This window comes from Phenylobacterium sp. Root1290, from assembly GCF_001425305.1.
GTDB lineage: Bacteria > Pseudomonadota > Alphaproteobacteria > Caulobacterales > Caulobacteraceae > Phenylobacterium.
This window is the reverse complement of the sequence record NZ_LMEE01000001.1, coordinates 1,859,943-1,874,046: the sequence shown is the minus strand read 5'-3', so window position 1 is coordinate 1,874,046 and position 14,104 is coordinate 1,859,943. Positions and strand designations below refer to the sequence as shown.

Genomic DNA, 14,104 nt, shown 5'->3' with positions numbered 1-14,104 from the left:
AGATCATTTCGAATGACCCTGGAGCAGCTTCGGATCTTCGTGGCGGTGGCCGAGCGCCAGCACATGACGCAGGCGGCGCAGGCGCTGAACATCACTCAGTCGGCGGCCAGCGCAGCGATCGCAGCATTGGAGGCGCGCCACGATACGCGGCTGTTCGACCGCGTCGGCCGCGGACTGGCGCTGACCGAGGCGGGCCGGGCATTCCTGCCCGAAGCGCGCGCGGTGCTGGCGCGCGCGACCGACGCCGCCCGGCTGCTCGACGATCTGGCGGGCCTGAAGCGCGGCCGGATCGAGCTGTTCGCGAGCCAGACCGTCGGCGCCTACTGGCTGCCGCCGCGCCTGGCGGCGTTCGGCCACGCCCATCCCGGCGTCGAGCTGCAGCTGTCGATCGGCAACACCGCCCAGGTGACCGAGGCGGTGCTGAGCGGCGCGGTCGAGCTCGGCTTTGTGGAAGGCGCGGTTGAGGCGCCGCTGCTGGAGCGTCGGCAGGTGGGCGCCGACCGGCTGGCCATGGTGGCGACCCCGGACCATCCGTTGGCGCAGGCCGGCAGGTTCGCGCTCGCCGACCTGGCCGCGCACCCATGGGTGCGGCGCGAGGCCGGATCGGGCACGCGCTCGGAATTCGAGCAAACGCTGCGGGGGCTGGGGCTGGATCCCGACCGCCTCCCCTGCGCGCTGGTGCTGCCGTCGAACGAGGCCATCCTGGCGGCCGTCGCCCAGGGCGGGCTGCTGGCGGCGGTGTCGGAGCTGGCGGCCCGGCCGCTAATCGCCAGCGGGGGCCTGCAGCGGATCGGGCCGGAGTTGCCGCCGCGGCCGTTCCACATCGTCAGCCGCCCCGACCGCCCGCCGAGCCGGGCCGCCGCCGCCCTGCTGGAGTCGCTGGCCTAGACGGGTTCGGCGGCGACCACGTAGTCGTGGCCGTGGGCCAGGCCGTCCTGGCGGCGGCAGAGGTCGAGGCTGCGCGCACGCAGCGCCTCGATGGCGCCGCGCATGGCCGCGGCGAGTTGCGGGTCGGCGAACCTGGGCAGGCGCCGCACAGCCATGTCGAGTTGCCCATTCACCCACGTCTCGCGGTAGCGGTTGCCGAAGCGGCGGCCCGCCAGAACGCGAAATCCCGAGCCTTGCAGCGAGTTGACCACCCACTCGGCCGGATACTCGCGATAGGGCGTCTCGCCGGCCAGGAGCAGGCAGGCGTCGCGCAGGCGGCCGATGTCGCGGACGGCGCGGGCCGCCTCGTCCGGAGCCTCGCCGAGGACGTAGGGATCGAGCCCGACCACATAGAGCCGCCCCTTCACCAACGGGCGCAGGCGCGCGAAGAGCTGAGACTGGAAATAGGGCGAGAAGCCCTCGACCGCCCCGACCAGGTAGTCGGCGAGCACGGTGTCGAAGCCCTCGCCGGCCAGCAGATCGGCGTCGGTCCAGTTGCCGACGAGCAGGCTGTCCTGCGCGCGCAACCGCGTTCCCACGCGGCCGCGGACCTGATCCCCGTGCGAGGCCGAGCCGGTGACCGCGCACCAGCGCTCCGTGGCCAGCGCGGTCGACCAGAGCGCCGAATTGACCCCCGTCCCGGCGTCGAGGAACGCGCCCCACGGACGGTCGCCGTGAACTTGCTCGATATGACGGAAAAGCGCGGGGGTCGGCGGGCTTGAGGTCGAGGGCATCTTGATGATCGTTATGTTATAACATACTGGAGACCCCATCAGTCATGAGCCGGGGTCTCGTAAAATGCAATTCAGAACTGTCCTTCTCGCCGCCGCCAGCCTGTCGGCGGTGGCGACCGGCGCGCTGGCCGACCAGTCCGGTCCAGGAACCGAGATCGGTGAGATCGTCGTCACCGGCGACCCGCTGGGCCGCTCCAACCAGGACGTCGCTTCGAGCGTCGCCGTGGTGCGCGGGCAGGACCTGGACCACCGGCGGCAATCGACGCTGGGCGAGACCCTGACCGGCCTGCCGGGGGTGAACTCCGACACCTTCGGCGGCGGGGCGAGCCGGCCGGTGATCCGCGGCCAGACCGCGCCGCGAGTGAAGGTGCTGACCGATGGGTCGGCGCTGATGGACGCCTCGGAGGTGTCGCCTGACCACGCGGTGTCGGGCGAGCCGCTGCTGCTGGACAGCATTGAGATCCTGCGCGGCCCCAGCGCCCTGCTCTATGGCGGCGGCGCGATCGGCGGGGCGGTCAACCTGATCGACAAGAAGATCCCGACGGCGATTCCCGAGGACGGGTTCGAGGGCGTGGCCGAGGTCCGCCTGGGCTCGGCCGACAACGAGCGGGCCGGCGTGGTCGGGGTGACCGGCGGGACCGGGAACTTTGCGATCCGCCTGGAGGCCGCCGGCCGCCGCGCCGACGACTATGAGGTCCCCGACTGGTCGGAGGACAAGCTGGACGGCTCGTTCAACCGCAGCCGGACGGCGAGCCTGGGCCTGTCGTGGATCGGCAGCCAGGGCTATCTGGGCGCGGCCTACACCGACCAGCGCAGCGAATACGGCCTGCCTGGCCACAGCCATGAGTACGAGGACTGCCACCCGCACGGCTCCAGCCTGCACTGCGGCGGCCACGACCATGACCACGAGCACGAACATGGCGAGGGCGACGATCACGGCGCGCCGATCGTCGACCTGAGGAGCAAGCGGGTCGACGTGCGCGGCGAACTGCGCGCGCCGATGGCCGGTATCGAACGCATCCGCCTGCGCGGCGGCTACACAGACTACGCCCACGACGAGATCGACGACGACGTCGTGGCGACCACCTTCACCAACAAGGGCTATGACGCCCGCCTGGAGGTGCAGCACGCGCCGATCGGCGCCCTGCGCGGCGTGGTCGGCGTGCAGACGGCGCGCAGCGATTTCGCCGCCGTCGGCGCGGAGTCGTTCATCCCCAAGAGCCGCACCACCAACTCGGCGATCTTCCTGCTGGAAGAGCTGGAGGCCGGCGACTGGCGGTTCGAGGGGGCTTTGCGCCAGGAGTGGCAGGACGCCAGGGCCCAGGGCCGGGTCGACGCCGACCACAGCCCGTTCTCGGCCTCGGCGGCGGCGACCTGGCGGTTCGCGCCGGACTATGCGGCCACCCTGTCGATCGCCCGCTCGCAGCGCGCGCCGAGCGCCCAGGAGATGTACGCCCGCGGCGTCCACCTGGCGACCAACACCTACGAGATCGGGACCGCGACCCTGGACGTCGAGACCTCCAACTCGGTCGAGCTCAGCCTGAAGAAGACCGGCGGGGCGACGACGTTCTCGGCCAGCGCCTATCGCTACGCCTATGACGGCTACATATTCGCCCGCACGCTGGATCAGTTCGAGGAGTTCCGGCTGATCCGCTACAGCCAGGCCGACGCGACCTTCACCGGGGTCGAGGGCGAGGTGCGCCACCAGTTCACGCCTGGCCTGTCGGCGACGGCGTTCGGCGATTACGTCCGCGCCGAGTTCGACGACGAGGGCGGCGACCTGCCGCGCATCCCGGCCGGACGGCTGGGCGTCCGCGGCGACTTCGTCCAGGGCGACTGGTCCGGCGCGCTCGAGTACGTGCGGGTGTTCGAACAGGACAGGATCGCCGCCTTCGAGACCAGGACGCCGGGCTACGACATGGTCAACGGCACCCTGGCCTACGACTTCACGGCGGCGGGCTTCGACAGCCAGATCTTCATGCGGGGGACCAACCTGCTCGACGAGAAGGCGCTGAACCACGCCTCGTTCATCACCGACGTCGCCCCGCTGCGCGGCCGCAACTTCGCGGTCGGGCTGCGCACGCGGTTCTAGGGAAGACCAAAGGCTCCTCTCGTCTCGCGGCGGGAGGAGCCTAGGCCGCCTATCGGAACGGCGGCTCGTCGAAGCTGCGGAGCTTGCGCGAGTGGACGCGGGAGCCTTCGTCGCGCAGCAGGTCCATGGTGGCGATGCCGATCTGCAGGTGCTGGCCGATGGCGCGCTCATAGAAGGCGTTGGCCTGGCCCGGCAGCTTGATCTCGCCGTGCAGCGGCTTGTCGGAGACGCAGAGCAGCGTCCCGTACGGCACCCGGAAGCGGTAGCCCTGGGCCGCGATCGTGGCGCTTTCCATATCGATGGCCACCGCGCGCGATTGATTGAAGCGCAGCGACGAGGACGAGAAGCGGAGCTCCCAGTTGCGGTCGTCGGTGGTGACCACGGTGCCGGTGCGCAGGCGACGCTTGAGCATCTCGCCGCTCTCGCCGGTGACGGTCTCGGCGGCGCGGTTCATGGCCACCTGGATCTCGGCGATCGGCGGGATCGGGATTTCCGGCGGCAGCACGTCGTCCAGCACGTGGTCATCGCGCAGATAGGCATGGGCCAGGACGTAGTCGCCGATGGTCTGCGAGCCGCGCAGGCCGCCGCAGTGGCCGATCATCAGCCAGGCCTGGGGGCGCAGCACCGCGAGATGGTCGGTGATCGTCTTGGCGTTGGACGGGCCGACGCCGATGTTGACCAGGGTCAGGCCGCGCTTGCCCTTGGCCATCAGGTGGTAGGCCGGCATCTGGTGGCGGCGCCAGGCGCCGTCGGCGACGACCTGCTCGGGGTTCTCTGTCTCGGCGGTCACCAGCACGCGGCCGGCGGCGCTGAGAGCGTCATAGTGGCCCTCGCGGATCTGCTGGCAGCCCCAACGCACGAACTCGTCCACGTAGCGGTGGTAGTTGGTGAACAGGATGTAGGGCTGGACGTGCTCGGCCGGGGTGCCGGTGTAGTGGGCCAGCCGCGCCAGCGAGAAGTCGATGCGCAGGCCATCGAACAGGGCCAGCGGCCGCGTCGGCTCGAGGCTGGCGTCCCAAAAGCCGTCGGCGATCTCGTCGCCGATGTGGGCGAGCTCGGTGGTCGGGAAGTGGCGGGCGATATCGGCCGAGCCGATGTCGGCCATGGCCAGGTCGACCGCGCCGTCCAGCACATAGGGGAACGGCATCTCCTGGCGCGAGCGCCCGACCTCGATGGTGACGTCGAAATCGGCCATCAGCAGGCTGATCTGCTCGGTCAAATAGTCGCGGTAGAGGTCCGGTCGCGTAACTGTGACCGAGTACTCGCCCGGCTGGGAAAGGCGGGCATAGGCGCGCGAAAGGCGAGGGTAGCTGTGCCCCGGAGGCCAGGTCAGGCGCAGTTCGGGGTAGGCGAATATTCCGGCGGCGCGGGAGGCGGGATCAGGCGGCGGACCGCCGGCCAGAAAGGTCTTGAGCGCGTTTCGGAGCGCTTCGACAGTCGTCTGATATTCGGTATTTAGCCGCTCGACGATGGCGGCTGCTTTCTCTTCGTTGAACATGGGTCAGTTTAGCCTGCTCTTGTGCAGGTTGCGAGACGTCTCTTTCTCACTTTTGCAACGCTATGGACGAACGGCCCCTTTCTCGGCCACAAGGTCGGCCTGTAGTGAGCTTGGGGGCCCCGCATGAACCGACTTTTCACCGCCTTCATCGTGGGCGCCATGGTGCTCGGCGTGCTTGTCGGCTGGGGCGTGAACCAGGGACTGAGCCCTGAACAGGCCAAGTCGGTCGCCGAGAACCTGACCATCATCACCGACGTCTTCCTGCGGCTGATCAAGATGATCATCGCCCCGCTGGTGTTCTCGACCCTGGTCGCGGGCATCGCGCACATGGAAGACGCCGCCTCCATCGGCCGGGTCGGCGTCAAGACCATGGCCTGGTTCATCACCGCCTCGATCGTCTCGCTGACCATCGGCCTGGTGATGGTGCACCTGATCCAGCCCGGCGTGGGCATGGGGCTGGTCGACAGCGCCAGCCACGCCGCCGGCGGGGTCGACGCTAGCAAGCTGACGCTCAAGGAATTCGTCACCCACCTGGTGCCGAAGTCGATCGTCGAGGCCATGGCCAACAACGAGATCCTGCAGATCGTGGTGTTCTCGGTGTTCGTCGGCACCGCCGTGGCGGCCCTGGACGACAAGGCGCCGGCGGTGACCGCGCTGGTCGACCAGATCGCCAACATCATGCTCAAGGTCACGGGCTACGTCATGAAGACCGCGCCCCTGGCGATCTTCGCGGCCCTGGCGGCGACCATCTCGACCCAGGGCCTGGGCGTGCTGGTCGACTACGCCAAGTTCGTGCTGGGCTTCTACGCCTCGCTCGGCGTGCTGTGGGGCCTGCTGAGCCTGGCGGCCATCCTGATCGTCGGCAAGCGCGCGCTGCAGCTGCTGGGCGCGATCCGCCAACCGGCCCTGCTGGCCTTCGCCACCGCCTCTTCGGAGGCCGCCTATCCGCGGACCCTGGAAGAACTGCAGAAGTTCGGCCTGTCGCGCCGGATCTCCAGCTTCGTGCTGCCGCTGGGCTACTCGTTCAACCTCGACGGCTCGATGATGTACTGCACCTTCGCGGTGCTGTTCATCGCCCAGGCCTATGGCATCGAACTGACGATCGGCCAGCAGATCACCATGCTGCTGCTGCTGATGGTCACCTCCAAGGGCATGGCCGGCGTGCCGCGCGCCTCGCTGGTCGTCATCGCCGCCACCCTGACCTATTTCGACCTGCCGGAAGCGGGCCTGCTGCTGATCCTGGGCGTCGACCACCTGCTCGACATGGGCCGCTCGGCCACCAACGTGGTGGGCAACTCGGTGGCCGCGGCGGTGGTCGCCAAATGGGAAAACCAGATCGAGGATCCCGCCGAGACAGAGCCCGCGCGCGCCTGAGGACAACCCTCGGGCGGTCCCCGCTTCGCGACTCCCGTTAACGGACGATTCCGTGATTGGCGCCTATTACGCGTAACCCTGATTTTCCAGGGCGTGCGGAGGGGGTGGCATGACGGGCATCGTCTTTACGGAGTTCCTGGAGGCCGTCGCCGGCTTCAAGGGCGCCGGCAGACGTCGCCGGGCCGCCTGAGCGCGCCGTGATCCCCACCGGTCAGAACATCGACGCGGGCGCCGAGGCGCTGCTGATCGAGGCGAGGCAGGAGCTGCGCCACGTCTCGGCGAGCCTGGCCGCGCGCATCGAGGAGCTGGAGACCGAGCGCGCCCTGACCATGCATCTGGCGCGCACCGATAGCCTGACCGGCCTGTTGAACCGCGGCGCCTTCACCGCCGCCCTGGTCGGACGGCTGGAAGAGGCCGAGCGCACCGGCGAGCCGGTGGCGCTGTTCGTGATCGACCTGGACCGCTTCAAGAACCTCAATGACAGCCTCGGCCACGACGCCGGCGATCAGCTGCTGATCGAGATCGGCCGCCGGCTGAAGGCCGGCGCACGCGAGGATGACGTGGTGTCGCGCCTGGGCGGCGACGAATTCGCAGTGATCGCCTCCGGCGAGGAGAGCCGCGCCCGGGCGGCCGAGCTCACCCAGGCCCTGACCCAGACGCACACCATCTATGGCCGCGCGATCGCGCCGGGCGCCTCGGTCGGGGTGGCGATCTATCCGACCGACGCCGACGACGCGGCCGACCTGCAGCGGTTCGCAGATATCGCGCTCTATCGGGCCAAGGCCGCCGGCGGCAGCCGCTGGTCGGCCTTCGACGAGGATCTGCGCCGAGCGACCGAGGCGCGCCACAGCCTGGAAACCGAGCTGCGCCGGGCGATCCCGGCCGGCGATATCGTTCCCTGGTTCCAACCGGTGGTGAACGCCGCCGACGGCCGCATCATCGCCGCCGAGGTGCTGGCCCGCTGGAACCACGCCGAGCGCGGCATGATCCCACCGGGCGTGTTCGTGCCGCTGGCCGAGGAACTGGGCCTGATCGGAGAGCTGGACGGCGCGATCTTCCAGACCGCCTGCCAACGCGCCGCCCCTTGGGTGGCCGAGGGCATGATCGACACCATCTCGTGCAACGTCTCGCAGCGCGAGCTACTGGACCCGGCTTTCTCGCGCAAGCTGATCGCCCGGCTGGCCGACACCGACCTGCCGGCCACGGCCCTGACCGTCGAGATCACCGAGACCTTCCTGGTCCACGACCTATCCCTCGCCCGCCGTCACATCGAGCGGCTGGCCTCGCGCGGGGTGCGGATCGCCCTGGACGACTTCGGCACCGGCTATTCGAACCTGCGCGCATTGCTGCAGCTGCCGATCCATACGGTGAAACTGGACCAGTCGCTGATCGGCGGCGTGGGCCGCGACCCGCGGGTCTCCAAGCTGGTCCGCGCCATGCTGAGCGCCGCCAAGTCGCTGGACGCGCGCATCGTCGCCGAGGGCGTCGAGGATGAGGCCCAGGCCATCTTCCTGCGCGCGGCGGGCGCCGACCGGATGCAGGGCTATCTGTTCGCCCGCCCGATGCCGGGCGACGACTGCGAGGCGCTGATGCGCGCCCAGGCGGCGGGTGCCGAAGCCCCGACCGACCGGATCATGGCGGCGGCGGCGACCCTGCGCGCGGCGACGTTCTAGCCCGCAAGGCGGGCGATCGATGAAACCTTTGTCAGAGTAGGCTTCGGGCGCTTGCGCGAGGCGGCGGCGCCACCCCATATCCGCCGCCATGCAGAACCATCTTCGCACCTTCATGCTGCTGGCGGGCATGACCGCCCTCTTCGTCGGCATCGGCTACCTGATCGGCGGACCGACCGGCATGGCCATAGCGCTAGCCATCGGCGTGGCGATGAACTTCTTCAGCTACTGGAACTCCGACAAGATCGTGCTGCGCATGTACGGCGCGCGCGAGGTCGATCCGAGCACGTCGGAGCCGCTGCTGCGCAACTACGTCAACGACGTCTACGAGCTGGCCGACCGGGCGAACATGCCGCGCCCGAAGGTCTATGTGATGGAGACCGAGCAGCCGAACGCCTTCGCCACCGGCCGCGATCCCGAGCACGCCGCCGTGGCCGCGACCGTCGGCCTGTTGCGCATGCTGGACCGGCGCGAAATCCGTGGGGTGATGGCGCACGAGTTGGCGCACGTGAAGAACCGCGACACCCTGACCATGACCATCACCGCGACGCTGGCCGGGGCGATCTCCTCGCTCGCCAACTTCGCTCTGTTCTTCGGCGGCAACGACCGCGAGCGTCCCGGCGGGATCATCGGCACGATCGCGCTGATGGTGCTGGCCCCGATGGCCGCCGCCCTGGTGCAGATGGCGATCAGCCGCGGCCGCGAGTACGAGGCCGACAAGCACGGCGCCGAGATGAGCGGCGATCCGCAGGCCCTGGCCAGCGCGCTGCAGAAGATCGAGGCCTATGCCCACGGCATCGTCAACGTCACCGCCGAGCGCAATCCGGCCACCGGCCAGATGTTCATCATCAACCCGCTGGCGGGTCGCGGCGCGGACAACCTGTTCTCGACCCACCCGGCCACCGGCAACCGCGTCGCGGCGCTGATGAAGATGGGCGGCGGGCACGGCGCACCGCCGCGTCAGGCCGACCCGATCGTGAGCAGCGGCAGCCGCTGGGGCGGCGGCGCGACGGCGGTCCCGACCACCGAGCGGCCGAAGTCGCAGGGCGGGCCCTGGAACAGCTGAGGGCTCAGTAGAGCTGGGTCTTGTAGCTGCTCTCCAGACCCTTCGCGATCAGGCCGCGGTTGGCGGCCAGCCGCAGCAGGGTCGCCTGGGCGCCGCGCGCCTTGTTGAGCTTCAGGTGCGCGACCAGAGTGGCGGCGGGGTCGATCGCCGGCGCCGCCGGCGACGACGCCCAGAGGCCGGCGCGCTCCAGCGCGGCGCTGACCGCGATCTGCGGCTGGGCGCCCTCGATCACCGTCGCCAGCAGCGGAGTCTTTTCGTCCACCACGAAGGCTGCGCGCACGGCTTCGTCCTTGGTCAGGTGGGCCTGGCCGCGCAGCACGGCGACCGACAGCGCGCCGGGAATGATGCAGAGGGCGGCGACCTTGGGCTGCTCGATCATGTTGCGGTAGCCGAAGGCCAGCCGGTTGCCCGGGCGCTCGGCCAGGGTGGCGCGCGCGCCGCCCATGCGAACCAGCAGGCCGGCGGGGTCGCCCTTGGGGCTGATGTCGATCCGGCCCTGGGCGTCCATGGTCGCCAGCGCCAGGAAGCGGGCGGCGTCGACGAAGCCGGCGGGATCGCTCGGCGCGGCCGCCTCCGCGGGGTTCCAGAAATCGGAGCGGATCAGCGCCTTGGCGCAGTGCACGAAGCACTCCTCGATGGTGATCTCCAGCTCGGTGGCGCTCACCGCCTTGACCGCGCCGTTGGCGCGCAGGGTCTCGCCGATCCCCGGGATCAGGAACAGCACCCCTGCCCCACGGCCGACCTCGGCCGCCCCGGGGGCATCGATCGCCGCGAGGGGAATGGCCAGGGTCTTGGCGTCCTTGACCCTGGCGAAGCCGGGCAGGCCGCCGGCGACGCTGACGCCGGGCCCGTCGGCCGAGCCGAGCCCGACGAAGGCGACGGGCGAGGCGCCGATCCATTGCGCCGCCGTGGCGTCCAGGTGGTCGATGATCTTCATCTTCACGGGCAGACCCGCGGCGCCGATGCAGTCTTCGAGCTGCGAGATCGAGGAAATGGTGTCGGACATCGGGCCGCTCCTGCCGTGGTCCGACAACCTTGCTCTAGTTGATATTCATTCGCAACAGCGCAATCAGCGCCCCTTGAACACCGGCTTGCGCTTTTCGAGGAAGGCGCGGCGGGCCTCCTGGCCGTCTTCGCTGCGGAAGGCGCGGCCGATGTTGGAGACCTCGTAGCGGAGCTGCTGCTCCATGTCGGTGGACTCGTAGGACTTCACGATGCCGCGCTTCAGCAGGCGCAGGGTGATGGGCGACCACTCGCAAAGCTGGGCGCAGTACTCGGCCAGGCGGGCGTGGAAACTGGCGTCGTCGACCGCCTCGCCGGCCATGCCCCACTCCAGGGCCTGAGCGCCGACGACGGTGCGGTTCTCCATCATAAAGCGCATGGCGCGCTCGTAGCCCATCACCTGCGGCAGGGTGATGGTCAGGCCGGCGTCCGGCGAGCCGCCGATGCGGGTGTAGCCGGCCATCAAGCGCGCGCTGGCGGCGACCAGACGCACGTCGGTGGCCATGGCCAGGCCCAGGCCCGCGCCGACCGCGACGCCGTTGATCCCGCCGACCACCGGCTTGTCGCAGCGCTTGCGCAGGGCGAGCACGAACTGGCCGACCCAGCTGATGTCGTCGAGCTGGGCGGTCATTTCCGAGTCCGGATGGTAGGGCTCCGAGCCCGTCAGATCGAGGCCGGCGCAGAAGGCGTCTCCCGACCCGGTCAGCGCCACGACCCAGACATTGTCGTCGCGGGCGGCCTCGTCGATCGCGCCGATCACGCCCCAGGCGAGCTGCTGGGAGAGCGCGTTCTTCTTCTCAGGCCGGTTCAGGCGGATGGTGCGGACGTGACCGTCGTCGGACACCTCGACAAGCTTGGACATGGGCTCCCCCCGTTTCTTTGCGTTGACGCGAGAATGGACGCGGTACGAGGTTGAGGCCAGACCAAAGGGAGGACGCCATGGACACGCTGCTGCACGACTCCGACACGCTGGCCTTCTACGACCGCGAGGCCGTGGCCTATGCCGGGCGGCGCGACCAGGCCGGACCGCGCCTCCACGACTTCCTGGCCCGGCTGGCGCCGGGAGCCAGGATCCTGGAGCTGGGCTGCGGCGGCGGGCAGGACGCGGCGGCGATGATCGCCGCGGGCTTTGACGTGACGCCGACCGACGGCTCGCCCGGCCTGGCGCTGGAAGCGCAGAAGCGGTTGGGCCGGCCGGTGCGGGTGATGAAGTTCGAGGAGCTGGACGAGGCCGGCGCCTATGACGGGGTCTGGGCCAACGCCTGCCTGCTGCACGTGCCCGAGGCGGGACTGCCCGACATCCTGGCGCGCATTCATCGGGCGCTTAAGCGCGGGGGGCGGTTCTATGCGGGATTCAAGGCCGGCGACGGCGGCGACCGCGACAGCCTGGGCCGCTACTACAACTTCCCGACCGAGGAGAGCCTGCGCGCGGCCTATGGCGCGGCGGGGAATTGGGCGGAGCTGGAGCTCAGCCACGACCGCGGCGGCGGCTTCGACGGCGTCATGCGCCAATGGCTGCATGTGGAGGCGGTGCGAGGGTAGCCTCGTTTCCTCCCCCGAAAGGGAGGAACTAGGGCAGTTACTCCGCCGGCTCGCTGCGCTTGGCCAGCACCTTGTCGAACTCGGCCCAGACGCCGGCGTCGCCGTGCCATTGGCCCTTGGTCGCGGCCTTGGAGTACTCGGTCGAGCGGGCCTCGAAGAAGTTCGCATGCTCGACGCCCGAGAGCATCGACTGCAGCCAGGGCAGCGGGTTTTCCTTCACGCCGTAGACTTCCGGCAGGTGCAGCTGGCGCAGGCGCCAGTCGGCGATGAAGCGGATGTACTGCTTGATGTCCTCAGGGGTCATGCCCTGGACTTCGCCGGCGTTGAAGGCCAGGTCGATGAAGGCGTCTTCCAGGCCGACCACGGTCTTGCAGCAGTCGATGATGTCGTCGCCCACGCTCTTGGTGACCGCGCCGGTCTCCTTGTTGAACGCGTGGTAGAGCTTGATGATGCCCTCGCAGTGCAGGCTCTCGTCGCGCACCGACCACGAGACGATCTGGCCCATGCCCTTCATCTTGTTGTGGCGCGGGAAGTTCAGCAGCATCGCGAAGCTGGCGAACAGCTGCAGGCCCTCGGTGAAGCCGCCGAACATGGCCAGCGTGCGGGCGATGTCGGCGTGCGAATCGACGCCGAACTTCTGCATGTAGTCGTGCTTGTCGCGCATCTCCTGGTAATCCAGGAACGCCGTGAACTCGCTGTCGGGCATGCCGATGGTTTCGAGCAGCAGGGCGTAGGCCGCGATGTGGATCGTCTCCATGTTGGAGAACGAGGCCAGCATCATCTTCACCTCGGTGGGTTTGAAGACGCGACTGTAGCGTTCCATGTAGTTGTCGTTCACCTCGACGTCCGATTGAGTGAAGAACCGGAAGATCTGGGTGAGGAGGTTGCGCTCCTTGTCGTTGAGCTTGGCCGCCCAATCCTTGAGGTCTTCGCCCAGCGGCACCTCTTCGGGCATCCAGTGGACCTGCTGCTGCTTCTTCCAGAAGTCGTACGCCCACGGATAGCGGAACGGCTTGTAGGCGAAGGACGGAGTGAGCAGGCCGGGCTGAGCGGACGTCGCGGTCACGGATGCGGCTTTCGAATCTGGCGGGTGTTGTTGAATCTTATCTAGGCGCCGATCGGGTAGGAGCGGAAGGCATATCTTGTGGTTGGGTCATCACATTACACGCAACATGTTGTGGAACACGGGGACAAACCATGACGGCCGAATATGTAGTCCACGGCGCCGCCGGCTCCGGTTCGGTGCCGATCGAGGCGGCGCTGACCCTGCTGGGCCTGCCCTATCGGGTCGTCGAGAACGCCCCGTGGGCCAGCAAGGCCGCGGCCGACGCGGTGGGCGAAGTCAACCGCCTGCGCCAGGTGCCGGCGGTGATCACGCCCGGCGGCGAGCTACTAACCGAGAGCGCGGCGATTTTGATCCACCTGGCCGACAGCCATCCGCAGGCGCGGCTGGCCCCCGCGCCGGACGCGCCGGAGCGGGCGCAGTTCCTGCGCTGGATGATCTATCTGCCGGCCTCCATCTATTCGATGTTCTGGGTGCGCGACGATCCGAGCCGGCTGGGCGCCGATGCGGAGCACGAGAAGGTCATCCTGGAGCGTACCGCCCAGCGCATCGCCGACTGCTGGCGGATGATGGACGAGCAGGTGGAGCCGGGCGACTACATCCTGGGCGACACGATGAGCGTGCTGGACCTCTATGTGACGGCGATGTCGCGCTGGACGCCGCGGCGCAAGGTCTTCTACCAGGCCGCGCCGAAGATGAGCGCCGTCGTGCGCCGGGTCGACGCCGACCCGCGGCTGGCCGAGCTCTGGGCGCAGCGCATGCCGTTCAAGGGGACGTGGGAGGGCTGAGGCCCTCCCCCCCGGGTCAAGCCGGCTCGACGACCAGGGCGACGATGCGCCGGACCACCGGCAGCAGGAGCAGCAGCGCCGGAAAGGCGACCAGCCAGGAGACGCCCCAGGCGCCCATCCAGGCGGCGGGCATGGCCGGCGTCGCGCCGACGCTCTTGAGCGTCGAGATGCCCGACACCAGGAAGGTCATCAGGATCGAGAGCACGAAAGGCATGACGACGCCGGCATAGCGCGCGGGCAACCGGCGAGGGAAAGCAGACATGGAAGACTCCGTAAGCGCCGCGCGATGCATCCGGCCCGCCAGGGACCTGAACCCTCGCCCGGCTGGGTGAGGCGGATGCGTTGGCT

Annotated in this window: 13 protein-coding genes; 7 read left to right on the top strand and 6 right to left on the bottom strand. The window is 69.2% G+C overall.

Annotated elements, in window-relative coordinates; translation table 11 throughout:
* Positions 1 to 12 precede the first annotated feature (12 nt).
* A complete protein-coding gene (locus ASC79_RS09100; RefSeq protein WP_056023286.1) occupies positions 13 to 888 on the top strand; it encodes a LysR substrate-binding domain-containing protein in 876 nt (291 codons plus the stop codon).
* Here ASC79_RS09100 and ASC79_RS09095 read toward each other — a convergent pair.
* Positions 885 to 1,661 carry a hypothetical protein gene (locus ASC79_RS09095; RefSeq protein WP_082531997.1) on the bottom strand — a complete coding sequence of 259 codons (777 nt, stop codon included), beginning with the start codon at positions 1,659 to 1,661 and terminating at the stop codon, positions 885 to 887. The genes ASC79_RS09100 and ASC79_RS09095 overlap by 4 nt on opposite strands.
* A gap of 64 nt (positions 1,662 to 1,725) precedes the next feature.
* On the opposite strand from ASC79_RS09095, the gene ASC79_RS09090 reads away from it, so the two are divergent.
* Entirely contained in the window at positions 1,726 to 3,753 is a 2,028-nt protein-coding gene (locus ASC79_RS09090) for a TonB-dependent receptor domain-containing protein (protein WP_082531996.1), read from the top strand.
* Between the two features lie 49 nt (positions 3,754 to 3,802).
* On the opposite strand, the gene ASC79_RS09085 is transcribed toward ASC79_RS09090, so the two are convergent.
* Positions 3,803 to 5,251 carry an AMP nucleosidase gene (locus ASC79_RS09085; RefSeq protein WP_056023295.1) on the bottom strand — a complete coding sequence of 483 codons (1,449 nt, stop codon included), beginning with the start codon at positions 5,249 to 5,251 and terminating at the stop codon, positions 3,803 to 3,805.
* Between the two features lie 123 nt (positions 5,252 to 5,374).
* On the opposite strand from ASC79_RS09085, the gene ASC79_RS09080 reads away from it, so the two are divergent.
* The 3 genes from ASC79_RS09080 to htpX all read left to right on the top strand — a co-directional run bounded on the left by ASC79_RS09080 (position 5,375) and on the right by htpX (position 9,361).
* Entirely contained in the window at positions 5,375 to 6,625 is a 1,251-nt protein-coding gene (locus tag ASC79_RS09080; protein WP_056023297.1) for a dicarboxylate/amino acid:cation symporter, read from the top strand.
* A gap of 197 nt (positions 6,626 to 6,822) precedes the next feature.
* Positions 6,823 to 8,298 (top strand): bifunctional diguanylate cyclase/phosphodiesterase, encoded by a 1,476-nt coding sequence (locus ASC79_RS09075; RefSeq protein WP_056023300.1) that lies wholly within the window; start codon positions 6,823 to 6,825, stop codon positions 8,296 to 8,298.
* Between the two features lie 88 nt (positions 8,299 to 8,386).
* Positions 8,387 to 9,361, top strand: coding sequence for a zinc metalloprotease HtpX (htpX, locus tag ASC79_RS09070; RefSeq protein ID WP_056023303.1), 975 nt, complete (start codon positions 8,387 to 8,389; stop codon positions 9,359 to 9,361).
* Between the two features lie 4 nt (positions 9,362 to 9,365).
* Here the strand turns inward: htpX and ASC79_RS09065 are convergent, their stop codons facing one another.
* A complete protein-coding gene (locus ASC79_RS09065; protein ID WP_056023306.1) occupies positions 9,366 to 10,367 on the bottom strand; it encodes a pyridoxamine 5'-phosphate oxidase family protein in 1,002 nt (333 codons plus the stop codon).
* Positions 10,368 to 10,430: 63 nt separating this feature from the next.
* Positions 10,431 to 11,225: an enoyl-CoA hydratase/isomerase family protein gene (locus ASC79_RS09060; protein WP_056023309.1), complete on the bottom strand. Its 795-nt coding sequence runs from the start codon at positions 11,223 to 11,225 to the stop codon at positions 10,431 to 10,433.
* A 77-nt stretch (positions 11,226 to 11,302) separates the two neighbouring features.
* Between ASC79_RS09060 and ASC79_RS09055 the strand changes: the two genes are divergently transcribed.
* Positions 11,303 to 11,905 (top strand): bifunctional 2-polyprenyl-6-hydroxyphenol methylase/3-demethylubiquinol 3-O-methyltransferase UbiG, encoded by a 603-nt coding sequence (locus tag ASC79_RS09055; protein ID WP_056023312.1) that lies wholly within the window; start codon positions 11,303 to 11,305, stop codon positions 11,903 to 11,905.
* Positions 11,906 to 11,942: 37 nt separating this feature from the next.
* Here the strand turns inward: ASC79_RS09055 and ASC79_RS09050 are convergent, their stop codons facing one another.
* Positions 11,943 to 12,971, bottom strand: coding sequence for a ribonucleotide-diphosphate reductase subunit beta (locus tag ASC79_RS09050; protein ID WP_056023315.1), 1,029 nt, complete (start codon positions 12,969 to 12,971; stop codon positions 11,943 to 11,945).
* Between the two features lie 131 nt (positions 12,972 to 13,102).
* Between ASC79_RS09050 and ASC79_RS09045 the strand changes: the two genes are divergently transcribed.
* Positions 13,103 to 13,756, top strand: a complete 654-nt coding sequence (locus ASC79_RS09045) for a glutathione S-transferase family protein (protein WP_056023318.1) — start codon at positions 13,103 to 13,105, stop codon at positions 13,754 to 13,756.
* 16 nt (positions 13,757 to 13,772) lie between these two features.
* Here ASC79_RS09045 and ASC79_RS09040 read toward each other — a convergent pair whose 3' ends face one another.
* On the bottom strand, positions 13,773 to 14,018 hold the full coding sequence (locus ASC79_RS09040; RefSeq protein WP_056023321.1) for a DUF2798 domain-containing protein: 246 nt from the start codon (positions 14,016 to 14,018) through the stop codon (positions 13,773 to 13,775).
* Positions 14,019 to 14,104: the final 86 nt, after the last annotated feature.